22 protein-coding genes and 3 tRNA genes are annotated in these 23,500 nt (G+C 71.0%); 15 read left to right on the forward strand and 10 right to left on the reverse strand.

The genetic code is table 11. From position 1 onward, the window contains the following. Positions 1-158: 158 nt before the first annotated feature. Together EBE87_RS00005 and EBE87_RS00010 are read right to left on the reverse strand one after the other, a co-directional pair. Positions 159-232, reverse strand: a tRNA-Gly gene (locus EBE87_RS00005). A 94-nt stretch (positions 233-326) separates the two neighbouring features. Beyond that, positions 327-409 (reverse strand) — tRNA-Tyr (locus EBE87_RS00010). A gap of 136 nt (positions 410-545) precedes the next feature. On the opposite strand from EBE87_RS00010, the gene rlmB reads away from it, so the two are divergent. The 8 genes from rlmB to EBE87_RS00050 all read left to right on the forward strand — a co-directional run bounded on the left by rlmB (position 546) and on the right by EBE87_RS00050 (position 6,775). Continuing rightward, positions 546-1,586 (forward strand): 23S rRNA (guanosine(2251)-2'-O)-methyltransferase RlmB, encoded by a 1,041-nt coding sequence (gene rlmB, locus EBE87_RS00015; protein WP_233553439.1) that lies wholly within the window; start codon positions 546-548, stop codon positions 1,584-1,586. Positions 1,587-1,709: 123 nt separating this feature from the next. Further along, a complete protein-coding gene (locus EBE87_RS00020; protein ID WP_120640617.1) occupies positions 1,710-1,937 on the forward strand; it encodes a hypothetical protein in 228 nt (75 codons plus the stop codon). Positions 1,938-2,179: 242 nt separating this feature from the next. Next, complete coding sequence (gabT, locus tag EBE87_RS00025; RefSeq protein WP_120640618.1) at positions 2,180-3,496, forward strand: 4-aminobutyrate--2-oxoglutarate transaminase; 1,317 nt, start codon at positions 2,180-2,182, stop codon at positions 3,494-3,496. A gap of 4 nt (positions 3,497-3,500) precedes the next feature. Continuing rightward, positions 3,501-4,148 carry a hypothetical protein gene (locus EBE87_RS00030; RefSeq protein WP_120640619.1) on the forward strand — a complete coding sequence of 216 codons (648 nt, stop codon included), beginning with the start codon at positions 3,501-3,503 and terminating at the stop codon, positions 4,146-4,148. A gap of 34 nt (positions 4,149-4,182) precedes the next feature. Continuing rightward, positions 4,183-4,257 (forward strand) — tRNA-Thr (locus EBE87_RS00035). 72 nt (positions 4,258-4,329) lie between these two features. After that, positions 4,330-5,235: a diacylglycerol/lipid kinase family protein gene (locus EBE87_RS00040; protein WP_120640620.1), complete on the forward strand. Its 906-nt coding sequence runs from the start codon at positions 4,330-4,332 to the stop codon at positions 5,233-5,235. After that, entirely contained in the window at positions 5,232-6,065 is an 834-nt protein-coding gene (locus EBE87_RS00045; RefSeq protein ID WP_120640621.1) for an inositol monophosphatase family protein, read from the forward strand. Before EBE87_RS00040 ends, EBE87_RS00045 begins: the two co-directional genes overlap by 4 nt. Further along, entirely contained in the window at positions 6,047-6,775 is a 729-nt protein-coding gene (locus EBE87_RS00050; protein ID WP_233553440.1) for an SDR family NAD(P)-dependent oxidoreductase, read from the forward strand. The genes EBE87_RS00045 and EBE87_RS00050 overlap by 19 nt, the downstream gene beginning before the upstream one ends. A gap of 6 nt (positions 6,776-6,781) precedes the next feature. Here EBE87_RS00050 and EBE87_RS00055 read toward each other — a convergent pair whose 3' ends face one another. The 7 genes from EBE87_RS00055 to EBE87_RS00085 all read right to left on the reverse strand — a co-directional run bounded on the left by EBE87_RS00055 (position 6,782) and on the right by EBE87_RS00085 (position 13,857). Next, complete coding sequence (locus EBE87_RS00055) at positions 6,782-7,507, reverse strand: ABC transporter permease (protein WP_120640622.1); 726 nt, start codon at positions 7,505-7,507, stop codon at positions 6,782-6,784. Continuing rightward, entirely contained in the window at positions 7,504-8,418 is a 915-nt protein-coding gene (locus EBE87_RS00060) for an ABC transporter ATP-binding protein (protein ID WP_122139802.1), read from the reverse strand. Before EBE87_RS00060 ends, EBE87_RS00055 begins: the two co-directional genes overlap by 4 nt. Beyond that, on the reverse strand, positions 8,415-9,611 hold the full coding sequence (locus EBE87_RS00065) for an ABC transporter permease (RefSeq protein ID WP_233559993.1): 1,197 nt from the start codon (positions 9,609-9,611) through the stop codon (positions 8,415-8,417). The genes EBE87_RS00060 and EBE87_RS00065 overlap by 4 nt, the downstream gene beginning before the upstream one ends. A 31-nt stretch (positions 9,612-9,642) precedes the next feature. Beyond that, positions 9,643-10,590, reverse strand: coding sequence for a glycine betaine ABC transporter substrate-binding protein OsmF (gene osmF, locus EBE87_RS00070; protein ID WP_120640210.1), 948 nt, complete (start codon positions 10,588-10,590; stop codon positions 9,643-9,645). A gap of 100 nt (positions 10,591-10,690) precedes the next feature. Then, positions 10,691-11,686: a glucokinase gene (glk, locus tag EBE87_RS00075; RefSeq protein ID WP_120640211.1), complete on the reverse strand. Its 996-nt coding sequence runs from the start codon at positions 11,684-11,686 to the stop codon at positions 10,691-10,693. 87 nt (positions 11,687-11,773) lie between these two features. Continuing rightward, entirely contained in the window at positions 11,774-13,225 is a 1,452-nt protein-coding gene (locus tag EBE87_RS00080) for an MFS transporter (protein WP_158601013.1), read from the reverse strand. Positions 13,226-13,584: 359 nt separating this feature from the next. Next, on the reverse strand, positions 13,585-13,857 hold the full coding sequence (locus EBE87_RS00085) for an HU family DNA-binding protein (RefSeq protein ID WP_120640213.1): 273 nt from the start codon (positions 13,855-13,857) through the stop codon (positions 13,585-13,587). Between the two features lie 234 nt (positions 13,858-14,091). Between EBE87_RS00085 and EBE87_RS00090 the strand changes: the two genes are divergently transcribed. The 5 genes from EBE87_RS00090 to EBE87_RS00110 are packed head-to-tail and all read left to right on the forward strand — an operon-like array spanning position 14,092 to position 19,104. Next, positions 14,092-15,234: an ABC transporter ATP-binding protein gene (locus EBE87_RS00090; RefSeq protein ID WP_120640214.1), complete on the forward strand. Its 1,143-nt coding sequence runs from the start codon at positions 14,092-14,094 to the stop codon at positions 15,232-15,234. Beyond that, entirely contained in the window at positions 15,227-16,135 is a 909-nt protein-coding gene (locus tag EBE87_RS00095; protein WP_199707777.1) for a carbohydrate ABC transporter permease, read from the forward strand. Before EBE87_RS00090 ends, EBE87_RS00095 begins: the two co-directional genes overlap by 8 nt. Then, complete coding sequence (locus EBE87_RS00100) at positions 16,128-16,967, forward strand: carbohydrate ABC transporter permease (RefSeq protein ID WP_120640215.1); 840 nt, start codon at positions 16,128-16,130, stop codon at positions 16,965-16,967. The genes EBE87_RS00095 and EBE87_RS00100 overlap by 8 nt, the downstream gene beginning before the upstream one ends. Positions 16,968-16,972: 5 nt before the next feature. Then, positions 16,973-18,250: an ABC transporter substrate-binding protein gene (locus tag EBE87_RS00105; protein WP_120640216.1), complete on the forward strand. Its 1,278-nt coding sequence runs from the start codon at positions 16,973-16,975 to the stop codon at positions 18,248-18,250. A gap of 5 nt (positions 18,251-18,255) precedes the next feature. Beyond that, positions 18,256-19,104 carry a metallophosphoesterase family protein gene (locus EBE87_RS00110; RefSeq protein ID WP_120640217.1) on the forward strand — a complete coding sequence of 283 codons (849 nt, stop codon included), beginning with the start codon at positions 18,256-18,258 and terminating at the stop codon, positions 19,102-19,104. Positions 19,105-19,205: 101 nt separating this feature from the next. Here the strand turns inward: EBE87_RS00110 and EBE87_RS00115 are convergent, their stop codons facing one another. After that, the gene (locus tag EBE87_RS00115) at positions 19,206-20,123 is read right to left on the reverse strand and encodes an energy transducer TonB (RefSeq protein ID WP_147465017.1); all 918 of its coding nucleotides are present in this window, start codon (positions 20,121-20,123) and stop codon (positions 19,206-19,208) included. A gap of 279 nt (positions 20,124-20,402) precedes the next feature. Between EBE87_RS00115 and EBE87_RS00120 the strand changes: the two genes are divergently transcribed. Continuing rightward, a complete protein-coding gene (locus EBE87_RS00120) occupies positions 20,403-22,277 on the forward strand; it encodes an ABC-F family ATP-binding cassette domain-containing protein (protein WP_120640891.1) in 1,875 nt (624 codons plus the stop codon). 61 nt (positions 22,278-22,338) lie between these two features. Further along, a complete protein-coding gene (locus EBE87_RS00125; protein ID WP_199707975.1) occupies positions 22,339-23,412 on the forward strand; it encodes an isocitrate/isopropylmalate dehydrogenase family protein in 1,074 nt (357 codons plus the stop codon). Positions 23,413-23,500 lie beyond the last annotated feature (88 nt).

Raw genomic sequence — 23,500 nt, forward strand, 5'->3', positions numbered from 1 at the left:
ACGTCTTGCCATGGTCCACATGCCCGATCGTGCCAATGTTGCAGTGCGGCTTGTTCCGCTCAAACTTAGCCTTCGCCATCGTCCGTCACCCTGTCGGTCAGTCGGTCAGCGCCTCATATGGCGCAAATCGGCCCACTTCCAATCACCTGCTCCAGGTTTGGAGCGGGTGACGGGAATCGAACCCGCACAACCAGCTTGGAAGGCTGGGGCTCTACCATTGAGCTACACCCGCACCGCGTCCGGTGCGGCCGATGTCCGCACCGGATGCAGGTGGCACCTCCCACCGGGGTAGAAGCCCAGGCCAGTCCGCGAAGACCGACCGGTTATGGAGGGGGTTGGATTCGAACCAACGTAGGCGTGCGCCAGCGGATTTACAGTCCGCCCCCTTTAGCCACTCGGGCACCCCTCCGCCTGACCCCGGTCGGCGGGAGCCGGCGGACTATCCGCTTTCCCCCACTCCTGTCAACGTCCCGTGATGCAATAATGCGCAGGAACCATCGAATCATGGCGCTTGCCCCGCCTGCCTGGATGCGGAGGATGCGCTCATGTCCCGACCCCCTCGCCGTCCCGGCAGTTCTTTCCCCTCTTCCCCCGGCTCCTCCTCCCCTGGCCGGCCGCCGCGTGAGCGCGATGAGCGCCCGGGCTCCCGCCCCGCCGACCGCCGCCCTCCCCGCGAGATCGACACCCGCCCGCAGGCGGAGCATTCCGGTGCGCCCGAGCGCCGTGGCCGCGACCACCGGGGCGAGCGCCCCTATGCCGAATCGCCCCGGGCCCAGGCCCGCCGCGCCAGCAATGCCGCCGCCGGAGAGGCCGAAGCGGCCCGCCTGGGGCGCGATGCCTCGATGGCGGCGCCTTCCGGCTCACTCTGGCTCTACGGGATGCACGCGGTCGCCGCCGCGCTGGCCAACCCGAAGCGCCGCGTCCGCCGCCTGCTGGCCACCACCGATGCCGAGGAAACGCTGGCCGAGCGCCTGCCCCGCCCCTGGCGCGTCCAAGCGGAGCGGGTGGAGAAGAACCGCTTCCAGACCTTCCTGACCGAGGATGCCGTGCACCAGGGCGTCGCCCTGCTGGCCGATCCCTTGCCCTCCGCCGACCTGGAGGATGCCATCGCCGCCTCCGCCGGCCCGGTGCTGCTGCTGGACCAGGTGACGGACCCACGCAATGTCGGCGCCATCCTGCGCTCCGCCGCGGCCTTCGGCGTGGCGGCGGTGGTGATGCAGGACCGCAATGCCCCGCCCGAGACGGCGGCCCTGGCCCGCACCGCCTCCGGCGCCCTGGAAACCGTGCCGGTGGTGCGGGAGGTGAATCTCTCGCGCACCATCCAGACGCTGCAGAAGCACGGCTACTGGGTGATGGGCCTGGCCGGCGAGGCCAAGCGGACCCTGGCGCAGGCCTGCCCGCGCGACCGCCGCGTGGCGCTGGTGCTGGGCGCCGAGGATACCGGCCTGCGCCGCCTGCAGCGCGAGACCTGCGACGAGCTGGTGCGCCTGCCGATCCTGCCGGCGATGGAAAGCCTGAACGTCTCCGCCGCCGCCACCGCCGCGCTCTACGAGCTGGCGCGTGAAGGTCAGGCTGACGAAAGCTGACAAACTGGTGAACGGTCCGCCAAGGGGCCGTTCACCCTTTCTCAAGCCTTGTCGGTAATCCTGCGACAGCCGCCCCGGTGCGGCGATTCTGCCAAAACGGCGCAGCAACAGGATACCGACACGATGCGCCCCGCCGACTGGCACGAGCTGTCCGACAGCATGCAGATCACCCTTTCCCGCCAGGCACTGGAACGCGCCGCCGAGACCCTGGCCGCGCATGCCGAGCTGCTGGCGCGCGAGATGGAAGGCGGCGCGCTGCTGGACCAGGGCGGCCCGGATGCGCTGCGGCTCTTCGCCGCCGTGGTGCGGGCCACCAATGCCAGCACCTATGGCGTCGCCGGCAACGCCTGAGGCGCGGTGTGACTGGGCGGGCCGGGTGCGGCGTGCTTCGCCACGCGGGCGGCCAGCGCCTCCGGCGCCCATCTTGCTCAGTTGCTCTCCGCACGCGGCTTTCTCACGGCGCGCTCCAGGCAGGGATCGGCTGACCCATTCCGGCAGCGAGACCGGTGCCGGAACCTGCATGCTTCCTCTTGCTCCGGAGAAAGGGCCGGCGCATCGTCCCGGCCTCGATTCGGTGATCCGGGAGTTGTTTCATGAGCGTGACTGCGGCTGACAAGAACAAGGCTCTGCATGAGCGGCGCCAGGCGGCCCTGCCGCGCGGCCTGGGCGTGCAAATGCCCGTCTTCGCCGCCAAGGCCGAGAATGCCGAGATCACCGATGTCGAGGGCAAGCGCTACATCGACTTCGCCGCCGGCATCGCGGTGCTGAACACCGGCCACCTGCACCCCAAGGTGAAGGCCGCCGTCGCCGCGCAGCTCGACAATTTCAGCCACACCTGCATCCAGGTGATGCCCTACGAGGGCTATGTCCGCCTGGCGGAGCGGCTGAACGCGGTGGTCCCCACCCGCGGCCCGCGCAAGACCATCTTCCTGACCACAGGCGCCGAGGCGATCGAGAACGCCGTCAAGATCGCCCGCGCCCATACCGGCCGCAACGGCGTCATCGCCTTCTCCGGCGCCTTCCATGGCCGCACGCTGATGGGCATGGCGCTGACCGGCAAGGTCGTTCCCTACAAGGTCGGCTTCGGCACCATGCCGGGCGAGATCTACCACCTGCCCTTCCCCGTGACCTATCACGGCAAGGAAGTGGCGGAGACGCTGGAAGCGCTGGAAGTGATGTTCCGCGCCGATGTGGACCCGAAGCGCATCGCCGCCATGATCATCGAGCCCGTGCAGGGCGAGGGCGGCTTCTACATCGCCCAGGCCGAGCTGCTGCAGGGCATGCGCCGCATCTGTGACGAGCATGGCATCGTCATGATCGTGGACGAGGTGCAGACCGGCTTCGCCCGCACCGGCAAGATGTTCGGCATCGAGCATTCCGGCGTCGAGCCCGACCTGATGACCATGGCGAAGTCCCTCGCCGGCGGCTTCCCGCTGTCTGCCGTCACCGGCAAGGCCGAGATCATGGACGCCCCTGGCCCTGGCGGCCTGGGCGGCACCTATGGCGGCAACCCGCTGGCCTGCGCCGCCGGCAATGCCGTGCTGGACATCATCGAGGAAGAGAACCTCTGCGCCCGCGCCAATGAGATCGGCGACCTGATGGTGAGCCGCATCAAGCAGATGCAGGACACCAACAGCCTGAAGGGCGTGATCGGCGACATCCGCGCGCTCGGCGCCATGGTGGCCATGGAGCTGGTGGCCGGCGGCGACGCCGACCGTCCGGACCCCGACCTGGCCAAGGCCCTGGTGGCCCGCGCCGGCGAGAAGGGCCTGGTGCTGCTCTCCTGCGGCGTGCGCGGCAACGTCATCCGCTTCCTGGTGCCGCTGACGGCTGCCGATTCGCTGATCAACGAGGGCATGGACATCCTCGCTGAAGCCCTGAAGGAATGCGCGGCCGAACGCGCAGCCTGATCCTGTGCGGCTGATTCGTTCCCTGCTGCGGGTCGCGGCGGGGGGCGCGCTTCTGGCGGCGGCCTTGCTGGTCGCCGCCCGGTTCGGCGCCGGAACGGCGGTGACCGACGATCCCCTGCTGGGGATCGACCCGGCCCGCCTGGGCGAGGTCGCGGCCCTGGGCGCGGCGGTGGCGGTTCTGGCCTCGCTGCTGCTGCGGGCGCTGCCGGCGCTGGTGGCCCGCGCGCTGCAAGGCGGCTTCTGGGTGGGGGCGGCCGCCATGGCCGTTATCCATCAGGGCGCCACCTTTCTGCTCTTCCGCCTCTTCGCCGCCGTGCCGTCGCAGGGCTTCAACATGGCGCCGATGCCGGAATGGGGTGGGGCGCCGGAATTCTTCGTGCTGGTGCTGGCCGGTGGGCTGGCCGGCATGGTGCTGGGCCTGCTGCTCCGCTTCCTGCCGCTGCCGGACCTGCTGCTGGGCGTGATCTTTGGAGTTCTGGGGCTTTCCGCCCTTTCTGCCGTCCTGCCGCTGCCACCACTGACGCTGGCCTCGCCGGGCTGGTGGGCGAATCTGGTGATCAATGGCGGCTGGGGACTGGCCAGCGCGCTGATGTTGCGGCCTCTGGAGCTGCCGGCCGCCGGCTTGGCGGATTTCGCCTCAGGCCGCGGTTGAATACGGCTGCCGAAGATGCTTTAGGAGCAGCGCGGCCGGGTTAGCACAGCGGTAGTGCAGCGGTTTTGTAAACCGAAGGTCGGGGGTTCGATCCCCTCACCCGGCACCATCCGCCTTTCTTTTCCCGGTATTTCATCGCCGCCGGCCTGGAACGCGAATTGCACCCGGGCGTTACCCGGGCATGAAAACAGTCCTGTTCCACAACCCTTCCGCCGGCGACGAAGGCCACCGGCAGGAGGATCTGCTCGCGTTGCTGCGCGCCCATGGCCTGCAGGTGGAACTACGCGACCCTAAGGGAGATACCCTGCGCGAGGGCTTTTCCCTTCCCGCCGGGCTGGTCCTGGTGGCAGGTGGGGATGGCACGGTGGGCCGGATTGCCACCGGAATGCCGCATCGCGACATCCCGCTGGCCGTGCTGCCCCTGGGCACCGCCAACAACCTCTCCCGCGCCCTGGGTCCCTGGCCATCCCCGCGTGAATTCGCCGAGGGCTGGGCCGAAGCCGCGCGCACCCGCCTCAATGTGGCGGTGGCCGAGGCCGCCGAGGGCGACAAGCCCTTCGCCCGACGCCGCTTCGTGGAAGCCATGGGCTTCGGCGCCTTCGCCCATGCGGTGGAACATGCCGACCGCACCGGCAAGGAAGGCGTGGAGGCCGGCCGCGCCGCCTTCCGCCGCACCCTGGCCGAGGCCAGCCCGCGCAAGGTGCGGCTGACCGTGGATGGGGAGGAGCGGAACGAGGAGACCCTGCTGGTGGAGGTGATGAACATCCCCCTCTTCGGCCCCAACCTGGTACTGGCCCCCGGGGCCGATCCTGGCGACGGGCTGCTGGATGTGGTGACGCTGCCGCCGGCCCGCCGCGCGCTGATGCTGGAATGGCTGGACAATCCCGGCGCCGGCCCGCCGCCGGTGGAGATCCGCCAGGGCGCCGCCGTCACCATCGACTGGCCCGGCGGCCATATCCGCCTGGACGACACGCCATTGGACTGGTCCGGCCCCGCCAAACTGCACCTGCGGCTGGAGCCGGAGCCGCTGCATGTCCTGATCCCGCCCGCCTGCCTCGCCGCACCGAAGAAGGGTTCCGCCCGATGAATGCACCGACCACCGCCGCCCCCGACCTCGATGCCATCGGCGCCCTGGCCCTGCGGCTGGCGCGGTTGGCAGGGGAAGGCATGGCCGAGGCGCTCGGCCGCCCGCTGGAGGTGCATTACAAGCCGACCGCTGAGACCGAGCACAGCCTGAAGGACCCGGTTTCCGAGGTGGACCGGGCGGTGGAAGCCGCGCTGCGGGCCGAGATCGAGGCCCGCTTCCCCGACCACCAGATCCTGGGCGAGGAATTCGCCAACCCGCCCACCACCCCCGGCGGCATCACCTGGGCCATCGACCCGGTGGATGGCACCGCCAATTTCATCAATGGTTTTCCGCTTTTCTGCGGCTCCATTGGCGTGGTGAAGGACGGGGTGCCGATTGCCGGGGCGCTGTGGTGCGCCTCCTCCCACAAGCTGCGGGCGGGGGTTTACCACTGCATCCAGGGCGGGCCGCTGATGTTCGACGAGGAACCCGTCACCCCCCGCCGCAACCCGGAGGTGAAGCGCCGGCTGGGCGGCTTCCGCGATGCCTCCCACCGTTCCCCGCAGCAATGGGAGCCGCGCCGCACCGGCTCCGCCGCCATCGAATGCGCCTTTGTCGCCGCCGGGCTGATGGAGGTGGCGCAGTTCGAGAAGCCCAATGTCTGGGATATCGCCGGCGGGCTGGCCCTGGTGCAGGCCACCGGCGGCGAGGCCTTCATGCGCGACCCGGGCGGCTGGGTGCCGCTGGACCGCTTCACCACCGATGCCGACCCGGACCTGCGGAACTGGCGCAAGCCGATGATCGTCGCTGCCCCCGGCGCCGGGGAGGCGCTGTGCAAGGCGCTGGGCTGACACGGCTGGAAAGCTTCCCGCCCGGCGGGCAGGCGCTGGTGGTCGGTGCCTCCGGCGGCATCGGTGCGGCGCTGCTGGCGGAACTGGAGGCCTGCGGCCGCTTCGCGCGGGTGACGGGCTGGTCCCGCCGCGCCGGGCAGATCGACCTGGAGGATGAGCAGAGCATCGCCCGCGCTGTTGCGACCCTAGACGGCGGCCCTCCGCTGCGACTGGCGATCTGCGCCACCAGCCTGCTGCACGATGCCGGCCAGCAGCCGGAGAAAAGCTGGCGCGCGATGGATGCCGCCACGCTGCTGCGCGCCTATGCCGTCAATGCCGTGGGCCCGGCGCTGTTGGCCAAGCACCTGCTGCCGCTGCTGCCGGCGGAGGGCAAGAGCGCCTTCGCCGCACTCTCCGCCCGCGTCGGCAGCATTGGCGACAACCGGCTGGGCGGCTGGCACGCCTATCGCGCCTCCAAGGCCGCGCTGAACATGCTGTTGCGCAATCTGGCCATCGAGCTGGGGCGGCGGAAGCCCGAGGCGCTCTGCGTTGGCCTGCATCCCGGCACGGTGGATACGCCACTCAGCGCCCCCTTCCAGGCCAATGTGGCGGAGGGCAGGCTCTTCACCCCCGCCTTCGCCGCCGAGCGGCTGCTGGCGGTGCTGGAAGGGCTGCGGCCGGAGGACAGTGGCCAGGTCTTCGCCTGGGACGGGCAGCGCGTGGAGCCCTGAGGCGCCTCAGCGCCGCGCCGGCAGCAGCAGCGCCAGGGCACGGTCCGCCAGCAGCGCCAGCCAGGCGGTGAAGAGCCCGCCCTGCAGCACATAGGCGCCGTTGTTGTTGGCCAGCCCGACCACGATGGGCGTGCCCAGGCATTCCGCCCCCGCCATGGCCCCCACCGCCGCCGTGGCGATGGAGAGCACCACCGCCAGCCGCAGCGAGGACAGCACCACCGGCAGCGCCAGCGGCATTTCGATTTGCGTCAGCCCGCGCCAGGGGCCCATGCCGATGCCGCGGGCGGCGTCCAGCACGCCCGGCGGCACGCCGTCCAGGCCCGCCACGGCACCGCGCAGCACGGGCAGGCAGGCATAGAGCACCAGGGCCAGCAGCGTCGGCGCGGCGCCGAAGCCCAGCGCCGGCAGGGCCAGGGCGATCACCGCGATGGGCGGCACCGCCTGCGCCAGGGAAAACAGCGCATCCAGCAGCGGCCGCAGCCGCCGGCCGCTCTGGCGCGTGGCCAGGATCCCGCCCGCCAGCCCCAGCACCGCCGCCACCGCCGCGGCCCCCAGCGAGAGCAGCAGGTGCGAGCCCAGCAGCGCGAACCAGTTGCGCTGGTCCCAGACCGGGCGCTGCACCTCGGGAAACAGCCCGCCCCAGAGCCAGCCCAGATGCGGCGCGGCCCAGAGCGCCAGCAGGAAGGCCAGGGCCTGCGCCAGCACCCCGGCCGCGCGGCGGGAGAGCCTCATGCCGCCGCCAGGATATCGGACAGATGCAGCGCGCCGCCGCCGGGCATGGCCAGTTGGTCGGTGCCATGTTCCAGCATCAGCATCAGCGCCTGCTTCAGCGTGGCGCCTTCCGGCAGCAGCGGCGCGGCAGCGGCCTCGCCCGGGCGCGCGGCCCCGGCGGCGGGCAGCGTGCCGAGGCGGTGGAAGGCCAGGGTCTGCTCGCCGAAGAGGTGCCGCACCGCCGGGCCGGCATCGCGGGCCAGCACCTCGCCCGGGCGGCCATGGGCGATCAGGCGGCCGTCCTGCATCACCGCCAGCTCATCGGCCAGCAACAGGGCTTCCTCCACGTCATGGGTGACGAAGAGGATGGTCTTGTCCGTCCCGGCATGGATGTCGCGCAGCGCCCCCTGCAATTCGCGCCGGATGCCGGGGTCGAGGGCGGAGAAAGGCTCGTCCATCAGCAGCACCGGTGGGTCGGCGGCCAGGGCCCGGGCCAGCCCCACCCGCTGCGCCTGCCCGCCTGAAAGCTCGTGCGGCAGGCGGTCGCGGAAGCGGTCCGGCGGCAGGCCCACCAGGTCCAGCAGCGCATCGACGCGGGCGGCGACGCGCGCATCCTCCCAGCCCAGCAGGCGGGGCACGGTGGCCACGTTCTGCGCCACCCGCCAATGCGGAAACAGGCCGACGGACTGGATCACGTAGCCGATGCCATGCCGCAGCGCCTCCGGCGGCACGCCCGCGATGTCGCGTCCATCCAGCATGATGCGCCCCGAATCGGGCTCCACCAGTCGGTTGACCATGCGCATCAGCGTCGACTTGCCGGAGCCCGATTCGCCCAGCAGCACGCAGATGCGCCGCGCCCGCACCTCCAGGCTGACGGCATCCACCGCCGCGCGGGGGCCATAGCGCTTGGTGACGGCGTCGAAGCGGATCATGCCCTTGTCCCCGGCGGCATCAGCAGGCGCTGCGCCGCCGCCAGCAGCGCATCGACGCAGAGGGAAAGCGCCACCACCGGCAGCACGCCCAGCAGGATCAGGTCCGCCGCCAATTGCCCGATGCCCTGGAAGACGATGGCGCCCAGCCCGCCCGCGCCCACCAGCGCCGCCAGCGTGGCCAGCCCCACCGCCTGCACGGCAGCCACCCGCAGCCCGCCCAGCATGGCGCCCAGGCCCAGGGGCACGCGCAGGTGGCGCAGGATGGCGCGTTCATTCATGCCCTGGCCGCGCGCGGCGTCGATCAGCTCCGGCGGCGCCTGCCGCAGCCCGGCCAGCATGCCGGCGGCCAGGGGCAGCAACAGATAGGCGGCGATGCCGATCACCGCCGGCGCCGCGCCGATGCCGCCGATGCCCGCCGCGCGTAGCGGCGGCCACATCGCCGCCAGCCCGGCCAGCGGCGCCATCAGCAGGCCAAACAGCGCGATGGAGGGCACCACCTGCAAGCCATTGGCCAGCGTCATCAGCGCGGCTTCCAGCCGGGGGCGCCGCAGCGCCAGCAGGGACAGCGGCACCGCCACCGCCGCCGCCAGGGTCAGCGCCCCCGCCGCCAGAACCGCATGGCGCAGCAAGGCCAGGCGCAGTTCCGGCCCGCGCTGCGCGGCTTCCTTCAGCAGGGAAAGCGGGTCCAGCAGGCCGGAGGCCACCAGCAGCGCCAGCCCGGGCAGCGCCACGGCCAGGAAGCGCGTGGGCGTGGCATCGGCCATCCTGCCGCGGCCGGCGGCGCAGCAGCCTCCCGCCAGCAGCAAGGCCAGGGCCGAGAACCAGACCCCCGCCCCCGGCGCCACGCGCGCGAGGCGGGAGGCGCCTTCCAGCGCCGCCCCGGCCCCCAGGCCCAGCGTCGCCAGCAGGGCCAGCAGGGCGAGGCCCGCCACCGCCTCGGCCCAGGGCAGCAGCGCCCGCCGCCGTGCCAGCAGCGCCACGCCCAGGCAGCAGAGCAGAAAGAGCCCCAGCGGCAGCGCCGCCGCCGCCATTGGCAGGGCCACCGGGCGGGGGGAGACCAGCCGGTTCGGCGCCACGGAGAGCCAGCCCAGCAGGAAGGGCAGCACCGCCGCCAGCGCCGCCAGCAGCGCGGCGGCCGTGGCTTCGCGCGGAATGGCGACGGCGGGCGATGGCGTGGCCGCAGCGTCGGTCAACAACCGGGACCGGGCCTCGGCCATGTCTGGTTCAGCCGATGCCGAGCCCGTGCAGATGCGCCTTGGCGACCTCGCGCGGGTTCTGGCCTTCCACCACGATCTTGCTGTTCAGCCCTTGCAGGCCGGTCAGCGTCAGCGAGTCGAAAACCGGGTTCAGCCATTCGCCCAGTTGCGGATGCGCGGCGGCCACTTCCCCGCGCAGCGTGGGCGCGGGCTGGTAGACCATCTGCGCCCCCTTGGGGTCGGCCAGCACCTTCAGGTCCAGCGCGGCGATGGCGCCATCGGTGCCATAAACCATGGCGGCGTTGACGCCGTTCATCTTCTCGGCCGCCGCGCGCATGGTCACGGCGGTGTCGCCGCCGGCCAGCACCAGCAGGTTGGCGGGTTCCAGCTTGAAGCCATAGGTGGACTGGAAGGCGGGCAACGCCGCCGGGCTTTCCACGAATTCGGCGGAAGCGGCCAGCTTGAAGCGGTTCCTGAAATCGGTGCCCAGCAGGCGCGCCAGGTCTTCCAGGCTTTCCAGCTTCTGGCCGGATGGCGCGGCATCGGCCCGCATCGCGATGGCCCAGGTATTGTTGGCGCTGGCGGGCTTCAGCCAGACCACCTTGTTCTTCTCGGCATCCAGCGTGCGGATCTTGTCATAGGCGGCGGCGGGCTGGCGCCAGGCGGGGTCACTCTCGATGTTGAAGAAGAAGGCGCCGTTGCCGGTATATTCGGGATAGATGTCGATCTCGCCGGCCAGCAGCGCGCCGCGCACGATGCGCGTGGGGCCGAGCTGCAGCTTGCGCTCCACGCCGACACCCTTTGCCTCCAGCACCTGAGCGATCATCTCACCCAGCAGCGCGCCTTCCGTATCCAGCTTCGAGGAAACGACGATGCGGCGCCCTTGCGCCCTGGCAGGCAGGCCCGGCAGCGCGGCGGCGATGGCAAGGCCAGCAGCCCCCTGCAGCAGCAGGCGGCGGGTGGTGAGGCTCTGCATCGGCTTTGTACTCCGCCAAGGATCTCTCTGCCGGCGGTTCCCCCCGCAAGCCAGGGCATCAACGCAGCAAAGCCCAATTCGTTGCAAATGCCCGAAAAAATTAGCCGGCGGCCGCCAGTGCCGCCGCCGCGCCGAAGAGCCCGGGCTGCGGATGCGTCATCACCCGCACGGGAATGCCGCGCATCCGCGCCTCGAAACGCCCCTTGGCGGCGAAGCGGGCGGCGAAGCCACTCTGCGGCAGCCGGGGCAGGATGCGAGGCGCCAGCCCGCCGGCCACCACCACGGCATTGGCCCCATGCGCCAGCGCCAGATCCCCCGCCACGGTGCCAAGGCACTGGCAGAAGCGGTCCAGCGCCGCCACCGCTAGGTCATCCCCGCCGGCCAGGGCGCTTTCCCAGATCTCACGGTCGCCGCTGGCGGTGACAGGGCGGCCTTCCGCCTCCGCCAGCACCTCGTAGATCGCCAGCAGGCCGGGGCCGGAAACCACGCGCTCGGCCGAGACGCGGCCATGGCGGGCGCGCAGCCGGTGCAGCAGCCGGTCCTCGAAGTCATCGGCCGGGGTGAAGCCGACATGGCCGCCCTCGGTCTCCACCACCGTGTAGCCGCCACCGGGACGGCGCAGCACCATGGCCACGCCCAGGCCGGTGCCGGCGCCGACGATGCTGACCACGCCATGCTCCGGCAGCGGCCCTTCCGGCCCGGCGGCGGGCGGCAGGTGCATGGCATCAAGCTGCGCCACCGCATGGCCGACGGCGCCGAAATCGTTCAGCAGCAGGCATTGCTCCAGCCCCAGCTCGGCGCCGAGCGTGCCAGGGTGGATGGTCCAGGGATTGTTGGTCAGCTTCAGCACGCCGGTATCCACCGGGCAGGCCACGGCCAGCGCGGCGCGATGCGGCAGCGGCCGGCCCAGTTGCGCGGCGAAGGCGCGCCAGGCGGCGGGCAGCCCGTCATGCTCGGCGGTGCGCAGCACCACCACATCCTCCAGCGCCGCGACATGCCCGTCCTCCAGCCGCGCCAGGGCGAAGCGCGCATGCGTGCCGCCGATATCGATCGCGACGACCTCGCCGCCCGTCGCGGTCCCTTCCCTGCCTGCCATGCTGCTGCCTCCTGCTGCCGCCCCGGGTATGGCCCGAAGATCGCTGGCCGTGAACGCCCAAGGCGCAGGCTGGTAACAGCGGCGCCGTCAGGCCCGGCGGCGGCCGCGCAGCGTGCTGAGCGCCAGCGCCAGCAGGCAGAAGCCGCAGAGCACCCAGAGCGCGGCACGATAGCCACCCAGCAGCGCCGCCATCTCCGCCGCCGAAAAACCCGCCAGCCGCCCGGAATAGACCGCCTGCCGGCTGGCGGGGGAGAGCGGCGCGGTGACGATGCTCAGCGCCAGCGCCGTGCCCAGCAGCCCGCCACTGTTCTGCAGCATGGAGCGCACGCCATTGGCGATGCCGCGCCGCGCCGGCGGCACGCTGGTCATGATGGCGCTGGTATTGGGCGTCATGAACAGGCCGGTGCCGAGGCCCATCAGCAGCATCCAGAGCATCAGCAGCAGCGGCGGCATGGCGGGGCCGATGGTGGCGGCCAGCCCGGCGGTGCCGGCACTGGCCAGGCCCAGGCCGATGCGCGTCAGTACCGCCGCAGGCATGTGCCGCAGCAGCCGCCCGGCCAGGGGCGCCGCGATCATCATGCCCAGCGCCGTGACGCTGACCTGCGCGCCGGCCTCCAGCGGCCCCTTCCCCTGCGCCGCCTGCAGGAACAGCGCCACCAGCAGGATAAAGGCCGTCTGCGCCGCCGGCAGCAGCAGCACGGAGGCATAGCCGATGCTGCGGTCCCGGTCCGAGAACAGCCGCAGGTCCACCAGCGGGTCCGGCCGCACCGCCTGGGTCAGCAGGAAGGCCGGAAAGGCGGCCGCCGCGACGCCCATGCTGAAGACCACCAGCGGATGCCCCCAGCCCCAGGAACCGCCCAGCGAGAGCGTCAGCGCCAGCCCGCCCAGCAGCAGCAGCGAGAGCAGGCCGCCCAGCAGGTCGAAGCGCTCGCCCGTGCCCTTGCTTTCCAGCCGCCGCAGCGTCAGCGCGGCCCAGACCAGGGCGATGAGGCCGAGCGGGATATTGAACAGGAACACCGCCCGCCAACCGAAGCCCGCCACCATGGCGCCGCCCACCAGCGGCCCCAGCACCTGGGAACAGGCGGCCATGGAGGCATTCAGCCCCAGCCCGGTGCCCAGCAGGCGGGGCGGAAAGGCATCGGTCAGCAGGGCGGTGGTATTGGTGATGATGGCGGCACCCCCCGCCGCCTGCACCACGCGGAAGAGGATCAACATCTCCGGGCTGAAGGACAGGCCGCAGCCGAGGCTGCCCAGGGTGAAGACCGCCAGCCCCGCCAGATACAGCGCCCGCCGCCCCACCAGGTCCGCCAGCCGGCCGAAGACCAGGATCAGCACGGTGTTGACCAGCATGTAGGAGAGCAGGATCCAGCTTGCCTCCGTCGGGCTGGCGCCCAGCGCCTGGGTCACGGCGGGCAGCGCCACGTTCAGCGTGCTGCTGTTGATGAAGCAGAGCAGCACACCCAGGCTGGTGACGGAAAAGATCCGCCAGGCGGCGCGGGCCCTGGCCCTTTCCTCGGTGTCGATGGGCGTGGTGGTCATGCGGCCTGCGCTCTTCACGCTGAACTGCGGCCTGCCAGGCAGGGCCGAAAAAGATGCCAACGCCAGGCCGGACCCCTTGTTGCGGCGCGGCGGCTTGCCCATCTCGGGAACATCGCAGCAACAACTGAAAGGAGGTGATCCGGTGTCTCATTGTTTGACCGTGGCCACGACGGCCCAGGCCTGGATCGTTTCGTCCTCCGCGCAGGTTCGCGCGGCCTGAGACGACCCCGCCGGCGCCACAACGCCGGCCGGTAGGCAGGCCGGGCTGAACTGGCCCACAGACAATGCCTGAACGAAGAAGGCTCCGGGGATCACTCCCCGGAGCCTTTTTTACCTCGGTGGCCCTGGTGGGCCGCCCTTCAGCCCAGGCGGGCCTTCAGGTCCTTGGCGGGCTTGAACTTCACGGACTTGCTGGCCGCGATCTCCACTTCCTCGCCGGTGGCGGGGTTGCGGCCCTTGCGGGCGGCGCGCTCGCTGACGGCGAAGGAGCCGAAGCCGGCCAGACGGACCTCACGGCCTTCGCCCAGCGCATCGCCCAGGCTGGCCAGCACGGCCTTCAGCGCCGCATCGGCCTGAGTCTTGGGCAGGCTGGTGGCGGTGGCCACGGCGTCGATCAGGTCCTGGCGGCTCATCGGGCGGGTTTGGTCGCTCAAATGGATTCTCCAACTCACTAGAAGGCGCGCAGGAGAGGCACAGCGGAGGGGCCAAGGTCAAGCCGGGGGACCGCGTTTGTGATTCCATGGCCGCCCTCCAGGGCGCGAAATCGACTTTTCTTCGCCACGCAACCGTCATCGGAGCCAAACCAAGCCGTCACATACCGGCGGTATCACCCCCGGATCGCCGATAACCGAGGGGGTTCAAAGCGCGTGAGCGGCATCCGTATCCAAGCGGTCACCAAGCGCTTCGGCGCCACACAGGTGCTGCGCGGCGTCTCGCTCGACGTGGCGGCCGGGGAATTCGTGGCACTCGTCGGGCCTTCTGGCTGCGGCAAGTCCACGCTGATGCGCATCGTCGCCGGGATCGAGCAGCCCGACAGCGGCCGGATCATGATCGGCGCCGGCGACGTGACCCACCGGCGCCCCGGCGAGCGCGACGTGGCCATGGTCTTCCAGTCCTACGCCCTCTATCCGCATCTGACGGTGGCCGAGAATATCCGCGTGCCCCTGGCGCTGCGCCGGCTGAACGCCTGGCAGCGGCTGCCGCTGCTGGGCGGGCTACTGCGCGGCACCGCCGATGCCCAATACCTGATGGACCAGGATGTGCGCCGCGCCGCCGAGGCGCTGGGCCTGCGCGCGCTGCTGGACCGCCGCCCGGCGCAGCTTTCCGGCGGGCAGCGGCAGCGCGTGGCGCTGGCCCGCGCCATCGTGCGCCGCCCCAAAGCCTTCCTGATGGACGAGCCGCTCTCCAACCTCGATGCCAGCCTGCGCGTGCAGACGCGGCGGGAGATCGTGGAGATCCACCGCCAGGCCGGCGCCGCCACCCTCTATGTCACGCACGACCAGTCGGAGGCCCTGACCATGGCCGACCGCGTGGCGGTGATGCAGGGCGGCGAGTTGCTGCAGGTGGCGACGCCCGAGGCCATCTATGCCGACCCGCAGGACCTGCGCGTGGCGACCTTCATCGGCTCCCCCCGCATCAACACGCTGCCGGCCGAGACCGGCACCGATGGCATGGTGCGCGTGGCGGGACACCCCGTCGGCCTCTGGGGCGCCCGCCCCGGCCCGCTGACGCTGGCCATCCGCCCGGAGGACCTGCTGCCCGCCGGCACCGGCCTGCCCGCGCGGGCCGAGGCGCTGGAATTCCTCGGCGAAAGCCTGCTGCTGCATGCGCGGCACGAGGCCAGCGGCACTGCCCTGGTGCTGCGCCTGCCGCCCGAGATGCGCGCCGACCTGCCCACCAGCGGCAGCCTCTTCCACCTGCAATTCGACACCACCCGGGCGCTGCTCTTCGGCCCTGAGGGCCGCCGCATCGGCGCCACCGCCTTATCGGCGGAGGCCGCCCTTGTCTGAGGCCGCGCTCGCCACCCGCCGCGCCGCCGGTTGGGGAGAGGCCGCGACGGCCTGGCTGCTCTCCGCCCCGGCGGCGGCCGCTTATCTGCTGATGCTGCTGCTGCCGACGCTGGCCACCGTGGCGCTGGCCTTCACCGATTACGAGCTGGGCGCCGCGGCCATTTCCTGGGTCGGCTTCGACAACTTCGCCGAATTGCTGCGCGACGCGGGCTTCATGACCTCGCTGCGCAACACGGTGGTCTATGTCGGCCTCGTCACGCCGGGTTCCATCGCCGGCGCGCTGCTGCTGGCATTGCTGATCGAGGCCGGCACGCGCGGCCGCACCTTCTTCCGCGCTGTGTTCTTCCTGCCGGTGGTGTCGCTGACGGTGGCCATGGCCGCCGCCTGGCAATACCTGCTGCATCCCACCATCGGGCCGCTGAACGCCATGCTGCGCATGCTCGGCATGGCGGGGCCGGAATGGCTGTCCTCCAGTTCCACCGTGCTGCTGTCCCTCGCCGCCATCGGCATCTGGGAGAATCTCGGCTTCAACCTGGTGCTCTTCCTGGCGGGGCTGACCGCCATCCCGCGCGAGCTTTACGCCGCCGCCGAGGTGGATGGCGCGGGCAGCGGCTGGGAGCGCTTCCGGCTGGTCACCTGGCCGATGCTGGGGCCGACCACGCTCTTTGTGCTGACCATCACCATGATCCGCGCCGTGCGCGTCTTCGACACCGTGGCGGTGCTGACCCAGGGCGGGCCCAACAAGGCTTCCGACGTGCTGCTCTTCAGCATCTACGAGGAAGGCTTCTCTTATTTCCGCCTGGGCTATGCGGCGGCGATCACGCTGGTCTTCCTGGCCATCGTGCTGGCGCTGATGTGGCTGCAGACCCGGGTTCTCGACAAGCGGGTGCATTATGGCTGAGCGCGCGATCCCTCTGCGGCAGGACCTCCCGCGCCTGCTGCTGCTGGCCCTCGCCGGGCTGCTGATGCTGATGCCCTATATCTGGATGGCCGCCGCCAGCGTGAAGCCGCTGGACGAGATCTTCCGTGCTTCCCTCTCGCTCTTTCCCGAGCGGTTCCACGGCATCGAGAACTACGGCAAGGTCTTCGCGCGCATCCCGGTCTTCCATTACCTGTGGAACGGCATCGTGGTCTGCGGCGGCATCCTGTTCTTCCAGCTGCTCTTCGCCATTCCCGCCGGCTATGCGCTGGCGAAGCTGCGCTTCCCGGGCAAGGAACTCGCCTTCGGTGCGGTGATGCTGGGGCTGCTGGTGCCGCCGCAGGTGCAGGCGCTGCCGCTCTATGTCGCCTTCAGCGAGATGGAGCTGCTGAACACCTATACCGCGTTGATCGCGCCCTTCACCATTTCCGCCTTCGCCATCTTCCTGTTCCGCCAGTTCTTCAAGTCGCTGCCGGACGACCTGATCCACGCGGCACGGCTGGATGGCTTCAGCGAGATGGCCATCGTCTGGCGCGTCGTGCTGCCCAATGCCTGGCCCGCCGCCACCGCCTTCGCCATCTTCTCCGTTGTCGCGCACTGGAACGACCTGTTCTGGCCGCTGATCGTCGTCAATGGCGGCAGCCATGCCACGCCGGCCCTCGGCGTCATGTTCTTCCGCTCCGACGAGGCGGGCGACGACTTCGGCGCGCTGATGGCCGCCGCCGTCATCATGACGGCCCCCCTCGTCATCGCCTTCCTGCTGGCCCAGCGCCGGTTCGTCGAAGGCATCGCCACCACCGGTCTCAAAGGCTGATCCCCATGACCAAGCTGACCCGCCGCGCGGCCCTGGCCCTGCCCGCCGCCCTCGCCATGCCGGCCCTGGCCCGCGCCCAGGGCAGGACGGAGATCACCGTCCATTACGCGCAGCCCTTCATCTACAAGGACAGCTACGACGCGCTGGTGGAAGGCTTCGCGAAGCAGGAGCCCGGCATCAGGCTCAACTTCGTCACCACGCCGAATTACGAGGAAGGCGCGCAGCTCCTGCTGCGCCAAGCCGCGACGCGCCAGCTGCCGGACCTCTCCTACCAGGCCTATACGCGCCTGCGCATGTTCGCCGAGCGCGGCATCGCCCAGGACCTGACGCCGCTGCTGAAGGCCGAGGCCGCCGACCCGGCCGCCCTGGGCTACACGCCGAACCTGCTGGCGCTGTCGCAGTTCGGCGGCATCCAGGCCGGCCTCGCCTACGCCGCTTCCAATCCCGTCTGCTACTACAACGCGGATCTGGTGAGGCGCGCCGGCGGCGACCCGGAGAACTTCCCCAAGGACTGGGAAGGCGTGCTGGCGCTCGCCGCCAAGATCGATGCGCTGGGCGATGGCATCGACGGCATGTGGTTCACCTGGAGCGGCGACGACTGGATGTTCTCCGCCCTGCTCTTCGGCCATGGCGGCACCATGCTGAATGCCGATGAAAGCGATGTCGCCTTCAACGGCCCCGAGGGCATGCAGTCCCTGAAGCTGCTGGAGCGGATGGTGAAGCAGGCCGGCATGCCGAACCTGACCGCCGTGGCCGCCCGCCAGGCCTTCGCCGCCGGCAAGCTGGGCATGATCTTCCAGACCACGGCACTGGTGCGCGGCACCGTCTCCTCCGTCGGCAGCAACTTCGACCTGCGCACCACCGGCGTGCCGGTGATCGACCCGGTGAAGGGCCGCCTGCCGACCGGCGGCGCCGCCGGCATGCTGACCGCCAAGGACCCCGCCAAGCGCGAGGCCGCCTGGAAGTTCCTGCGCTATTCCACCAGCGCCGAGGGCCAAGCCATGATGGTCAAGGCCACCGGCTACCTGCCCTGCAACCAGATTTCCATCGACGACCCGCAGTACCTGGGCGCCTTCTACCGCGATAATCCGCTGTTCCTGGCTTCGGTGAAGCAGATCCCGATCTCGATCCCCTGGTACGCCTTCCCCGGCAGCAACAGCGTGCGCGTGACGCAGGTGATGGTGGATAACATGGCCCGCATCGTGGAAAGCAAGGCAACGCCGGAACAGGCGATGGCCGACATGGCGGACGGCGTGCGCAAGCTGCTGCCGCGCCGGAGCTGAATGCCATGCCCTTCCGTATCGCCCAGATCAGCGACACCCACCTGTCGGAGAAGCACCCCGGCTTCACCGCCAATTTCGACGCGCTGGCGGCACACCTGCGCGCCGCGGCGCCGGACCTCGTGGTCCATACCGGCGATGTCTCGGCGCATGGCGAACTGGCGGGGGACGACCTGCGCTTCGCCCGCCGCAAGCTGGATGCCATGGGCCTGCCCTGGCTGGCCATCCCCGGCAACCACGATGTCGGCAACGACCCCGGCCTGGGTGACACGCCCGCCGATGCCGAACGCCTCGCGCGTTGGGAAGACGCCATGGGCGCCGACCGCTTTGTGTTCGATGTGCCCGGCTGGCGGTTGATCGGCCTGGATACGCTGATCACCACCAGCGGCCTGCCGGAAGCCGAGGCGCAGATGGAGATGCTGGCCGAGGCGCTGGCGGATGCCGGCGAACGCGCCGTGGCGCTCTTCCTGCACAAGCCGCTCTGCGAGGAGGCGATGGCTGAGGAGGTGATCACCTACTGGTCCGTGCAGCCCGGCCCGCGCCGCCGCATCCTGGACCTGCTGCGTGCCTGCCCGCCGGCCTTCATCGCCTCCGGCCATGTGCACCAGTGGCGCGACCGGGGCGTGGTGGAAGGGCTGCGGCAGATCTGGGCGCCCGCCGCCGCCTTCGTCGTGGGCGACACCTGGCAGCACCGCGCGCCGGGCGCCGAGAAGCCAGTGGGCTATGTGGAGCATGTGCTGCACGAGGACGGCCGCCACGAATGCCGACTGGTGCGGCCCGCCGGCCTGCAATGCCATGACCTGGGCCTGCTGCCCGGGATCTATGCGCCGATGCGGCCGCTGGAAGCGGCGGAGTAGGAAGCCGGGGGAAGGAATTCCCCCGGCACCCCCAACTTCTTCTGCCGGCCAGGCGCCGTGCTGGCCGGCACGGCGCCTTTGCCTGCCCGCCATCCGCCGCCTTAGCGGTAGATGAGGATATACCGCATGGTGAAGGTCATGGTCATGGTGTCGCCCTCCATGTCCGGCGTGAAGGGCGGCACGCGCTGGTCCCGGAAGATGGATTGCAGCGCGAGGTCCAGGATGCGGGAGCCCGAGCGCCCGACCAGTTCCACCGAGCGCACCCGCCCGCTGCGGTCGATGGTCAGTCGCACGCGGCTATTGCCGTCCTCCCCGTTCATCGCCGCCTGTTGCGGGTAGAAGGAGCGCGCGCGCACCCAGTCCAGGAAGGCGCCGCGCCAGCTTCCGGTCGGCTGGGCACCCTCGACGGAGCCGATATTGCCGTTGGAATCGGCCTGTGCCGAGCGGCGGCGCTGCTGCGGCACATTGCCCATGGACAGATCCAGGCTGCCCGGCGGCCGCGCCTGGCGCGGGCTGCCGCCACGCGGCGGCGGGGCCATGGCGATCGGCCCCTGCCGCGACAGGTCCAGCGTTCCGGCAAAGGGCGAGGCCGGCGCCGGGCGCGGACGGGCCGGTGCCTCGGAGGGCGGCGGCGGCACGGCCTGGGGCGGCGCCGGCGGCGGGGGCGGCAGCGCCTGCTCCGGCAGGGGCGGCTCCGGCGGAGGCTCCACCGGCGCCGGCTGTTCCACGGGCGGGGCAGGCAGCGGCACCGGGGCGGCGGGCGGCGCGGGCGCGGGCTCCGGCAATGGCGGCGGCGCTTCCGCCACTGGGCCGGGCGGCAGCGGCGCGGGCAGGCTGGGCGGCTCCGGCGTCGGCGGCAGGTCGGGCAGCACCGGCAGCGGAGGCACCGACTCCGGGTCGCCAGGGGCGCTCTGCATCGTCTCGGGCTGCGGCAGGGGCGGGCCGCCGGCACCGCTTTCGAAGACCACCGGCACCTCGGTGCCGGAACTGGCTTCGCCCAGCTCCTTCTTGGGCGGCATCAGCAGCAACAGCGCCGCTACCAGGGCATGCAGCAGGGCGGAACCGCCGATCCACCACCACAGCCGCGTGCGCCGCCGGGACGGCCGCCAGGATGGGCTGGCGGGGGGCGCGGCAGGCTTCGGCGGTGGCGGGGCGATATGCAGGGTGGGTCCTCGGGCGGTCTCGGCTGCATCCCTAGCACAGCCGGCCGACGGCTGCGCCGGGGGTGGCCGGGCACAATGGTATCATCCTGTTTCATCATCCTGTCTCGGCCGGGCCCTTCCTGCTAAAGGCCGGGCATGACCGTGCTCGCCATCCGTGACCTGACCATCCGCATCGCCGGCCGCCCGCTGCTGGAAGGCGCGGAGCTGATGGTGGACCCTGGCCGCAAGATCGGCCTGGTGGGGCGCAACGGCGCCGGCAAATCCACCCTGCTGCGCGCCATCACCGGCCAGCTCCAGCCCGATGGCGGCGAGATCCGCCTCGCTGCCCGCGCGCGCATGACCCATGTGGCGCAGGAAGCCCCCGGTGGTCCGCAGAACCTGCTGGACACGGTGCTGGAGGCCGATACCGAACGCGCCGCCCTGCTGACCGAGCTGGAAACCGCCACCGATCCCGCCCGCATCGGCGAGATCCATGACCGCCTGATCGCCATCCGTGCCGACAGCGCCCCTTCCCGCGCCGCCACGGTGCTGGCGGGCCTGGGCTTCGACGCGGCCGCCCAGGCGCGGCCGGTGGGCGAATATTCCGGCGGCTGGCGCATGCGCGTGGCGCTCGCCCGCGCGCTGTTCCTGGAACCCGACCTGCTGCTGCTGGACGAACCCACCAACCACCTGGACCTGGAAGCCACCATCTGGCTGGAAGGCTGGCTGGCGCGCTTCCCCGGCGCTGCCATCGTGGTCAGCCATGACCGCGGGCTGCTGGAGCGCGGGGTGGACGGCATCGCCCACCTGGATAAGCAGAAGATCACCTTCTACCCCGGCGCCTACGACAACTTCGTCCGTATCCGCACCGAGCGCGCCGCCCAGCAACTGGCGCAGAACGAGAAGATCGCGGCCCAGCGCGCCCATATGCAGTCCTTCGTGGACCGCTTCCGCGCCAAGGCCACCAAGGCCCGGCAGGCGCAGTCCCGCCTGAAGGCACTCGAAAAGCTGCCGGCCATCGAATCGGTGGTGGAGGACGCCCCCACCCGCTTCGCCTTCCCCGAGCCCACGGAACTGGCGCCGCCCATCGTCGCCCTTTCCCGCGCCGATGTCGGCTATGACGGCCGCGCCATCCTGCACGGTCTGGACCTGCGGCTGGACCAGGAAGACCGCATCGCCCTGCTGGGCGCCAACGGCAACGGCAAGTCCACGCTGGCGAAACTGCTGGCCGGGCGGCTGGAGCCGATGCGGGGCGAGATCCACCGCGACCGTCGCCTGAAGGTGGGCTATTTCGCCCAGCACCAGGCGGAGGAGCTGGACCTTTCCGGCACCCCCCTCTCCCACATGCAGAACGCGCTGGGCGCCAAGGCCACCGAGACGCAGTGCCGCGCCCAGCTCGCCCGTTTCGGCCTGGACGAGGAGCGGGCGACCACGAAGATCGGCTCCCTCTCAGGCGGCGAGAAGGCGCGGCTGCTGCTGGCCCTCTGCACGCGCGACGCCCCGCACCTGCTGATCCTCGACGAACCGACCAACCACCTCGACATCGATGCGCGCGAGGCCCTGGTGAAGGCGCTGGCGGATTTCGGCGGCGCGGTGGTGCTGATCACCCACGACCCGCATCTGGTGACGCTGGCCGCCGACCGGCTCTGGCTGGTGCATGAGGGCCGCGTCACGCCCTTCGACGGCGACTTGGACGACTACCGTTCCCTGCTGGCCGAGCGCGCCCGCGCCGCCCGTGGCCCCCAGGCCGACGCCGCCCCCACCCGCCGCGACGAGCGGCGGGAGCGCGCCGAGAACCGCCAGGCCCTGGCCCCCCTGCGCCAGCGCGTGACGAAGATCGAGGCCGAGATGGCCAAGCTTCAGAAGGAATCCGCCCTGCTGGAGAAGAAGCTGGGCGACCCCACCACCTATGCCCGCTTCAAGCCCGAGGACATCGCCTGGGCCACGCAGCGCCAGGGCGCCATTGCCAAGCAGGTGGCCGCGCTGGAGGAGGAATGGCTGGAACTGCAGGAAAAGCTGGAAACCGCCTGAGCCTCGCCGCACCCACCGCATCGGGGTAACCTTCCTCCCCAGAACACCGGGAAGGAAACCCATGCCCAAGAGCAATGCCATGCGCCTCGTCGTCCTGCCGGGCGACGGCATCGGGCCGGAGATCACCGCCGCCACCGTGGCGGTGCTGGAGGCGGTCTCCGACCGCTTCGGCCTCGGGCTGGCGCTGGAGCATGAGCTGGCCGGGCATGAGAGCCTGAAGCGCTACGGCACCACCCTGCGCCCCGAGCTGCTGGAAAAGGTCCGGGCCGCCGACGGGCTGGTGATGGGCCCGATGTCCACCTTCGATTACCTCGATGAATCGAAGGGCGGCATCAACCCTTCGATGTTCTTCCGCAAGAAGCTGGACCTTTTTGCAAACATCCGCCCCGCCCGCACCTATCCCGGCGTGAAGCACCCCGCCGTCGCCGAATTCGACCTGGTGGTGGTGCGCGAGAATACCGAAGGCTTCTACGCCGACCGCAACATGGAATCCGGCGGCAGCGAGATGCTGGTGACGCCGGATGTCTGCGTCTCCCTCCGCCGCATCACGCGCGAATGCTGCAACCGCATCGCCCGCAGCGCCTTCCGCGTGGCCATGACACGCCGCAAGCGCGTGCATGCCGTGCACAAGGCGAACGTGCTCAAGATCGGCGACGGCATGTTCCTGGAGGAATGCCGCAAGGTCGCCGCCGAATTTCCCGAGGTGACTATGGACGAATACATTGTGGACGCCATGGCCGCCCACCTCGTCCGCGCGCCGCAGAAGTTCGACGTGCTTGTCACCACCAACATGTTCGGCGACATCCTCTCGGACCTCACCGCCGAACTCTCCGGCTCCATCGGCCTCGGCGGCTCGGTGAATGCCGGCACGCGCTATGCCATGGCGCAGGCGGCGCATGGTTCCGCGCCCGATATCGCCGGGCAGGACGTGGCCAATCCCTTCTCGCTGATCCTCTCCACCGCGCAGCTGCTGGACTGGCATGCGGAGCGCCTGGGCAGCACGAATTTCGCCGCCGCCGCGCGGGCCATCGAGGTCGCGGTGGCCGATGCCGTCGCGGCAGGTGAGACCACGGTGGATATCGGCGGGCGCCTGGGCACCGCAGCCACGGGCAAAGCCGTGGTCGCGCGGCTTTAAGGAAGCGCGGGGGAAGGAATTCCCCCGCACCCCCATCTTTCGTTTTCGAGTCCGCCAGCAGGGCGGACCGGCGCTTGAACCTGAAGAA

Origin of the sequence: Teichococcus wenyumeiae (genome assembly GCF_003696345.1) — a bacterium.
GTDB classification, from domain to species: domain Bacteria; phylum Pseudomonadota; class Alphaproteobacteria; order Acetobacterales; family Acetobacteraceae; genus Pseudoroseomonas; species Pseudoroseomonas wenyumeiae.

Excerpts from the sequence above, each read along its gene's own strand:
- EBE87_RS00100 (WP_120640215.1), top strand. The coding sequence starts at position 16,128 with ATGGCTGAGCGCGCGATCCCTCTGCGGCAGGACCTCCCGCGCCTGCTG.
- EBE87_RS00105 (WP_120640216.1), top strand. The coding sequence starts at position 16,973 with ATGACCAAGCTGACCCGCCGCGCGGCCCTGGCCCTGCCCGCCGCCCTC.
- rlmB (WP_233553439.1), top strand. The coding sequence starts at position 546 with ATGTCCCGACCCCCTCGCCGTCCCGGCAGTTCTTTCCCCTCTTCCCCC.
- gabT (WP_120640618.1), top strand. The coding sequence starts at position 2,180 with ATGAGCGTGACTGCGGCTGACAAGAACAAGGCTCTGCATGAGCGGCGC.
- EBE87_RS00055 (WP_120640622.1), bottom strand. The coding sequence starts at position 7,507 with ATGAGGCTCTCCCGCCGCGCGGCCGGGGTGCTGGCGCAGGCCCTGGCC.
- EBE87_RS00110 (WP_120640217.1), top strand. The coding sequence starts at position 18,256 with ATGCCCTTCCGTATCGCCCAGATCAGCGACACCCACCTGTCGGAGAAG.
- EBE87_RS00020 (WP_120640617.1), top strand. The coding sequence starts at position 1,710 with ATGCGCCCCGCCGACTGGCACGAGCTGTCCGACAGCATGCAGATCACC.
- EBE87_RS00120 (WP_120640891.1), top strand. The coding sequence starts at position 20,403 with ATGACCGTGCTCGCCATCCGTGACCTGACCATCCGCATCGCCGGCCGC.
- EBE87_RS00040 (WP_120640620.1), top strand. The coding sequence starts at position 4,330 with ATGAAAACAGTCCTGTTCCACAACCCTTCCGCCGGCGACGAAGGCCAC.
- EBE87_RS00060 (WP_122139802.1), bottom strand. The coding sequence starts at position 8,418 with ATGATCCGCTTCGACGCCGTCACCAAGCGCTATGGCCCCCGCGCGGCG.
- EBE87_RS00085 (WP_120640213.1), bottom strand. The coding sequence starts at position 13,857 with ATGAGCCGCCAGGACCTGATCGACGCCGTGGCCACCGCCACCAGCCTG.
- EBE87_RS00125 (WP_199707975.1), top strand. The coding sequence starts at position 22,339 with ATGCCCAAGAGCAATGCCATGCGCCTCGTCGTCCTGCCGGGCGACGGC.
- EBE87_RS00045 (WP_120640621.1), top strand. The coding sequence starts at position 5,232 with ATGAATGCACCGACCACCGCCGCCCCCGACCTCGATGCCATCGGCGCC.
- EBE87_RS00115 (WP_147465017.1), bottom strand. The coding sequence starts at position 20,123 with ATGCCGCCCAAGAAGGAGCTGGGCGAAGCCAGTTCCGGCACCGAGGTG.
- osmF (WP_120640210.1), bottom strand. The coding sequence starts at position 10,590 with ATGCAGAGCCTCACCACCCGCCGCCTGCTGCTGCAGGGGGCTGCTGGC.
- EBE87_RS00080 (WP_158601013.1), bottom strand. The coding sequence starts at position 13,225 with ATGACCACCACGCCCATCGACACCGAGGAAAGGGCCAGGGCCCGCGCC.
- glk (WP_120640211.1), bottom strand. The coding sequence starts at position 11,686 with ATGGCAGGCAGGGAAGGGACCGCGACGGGCGGCGAGGTCGTCGCGATC.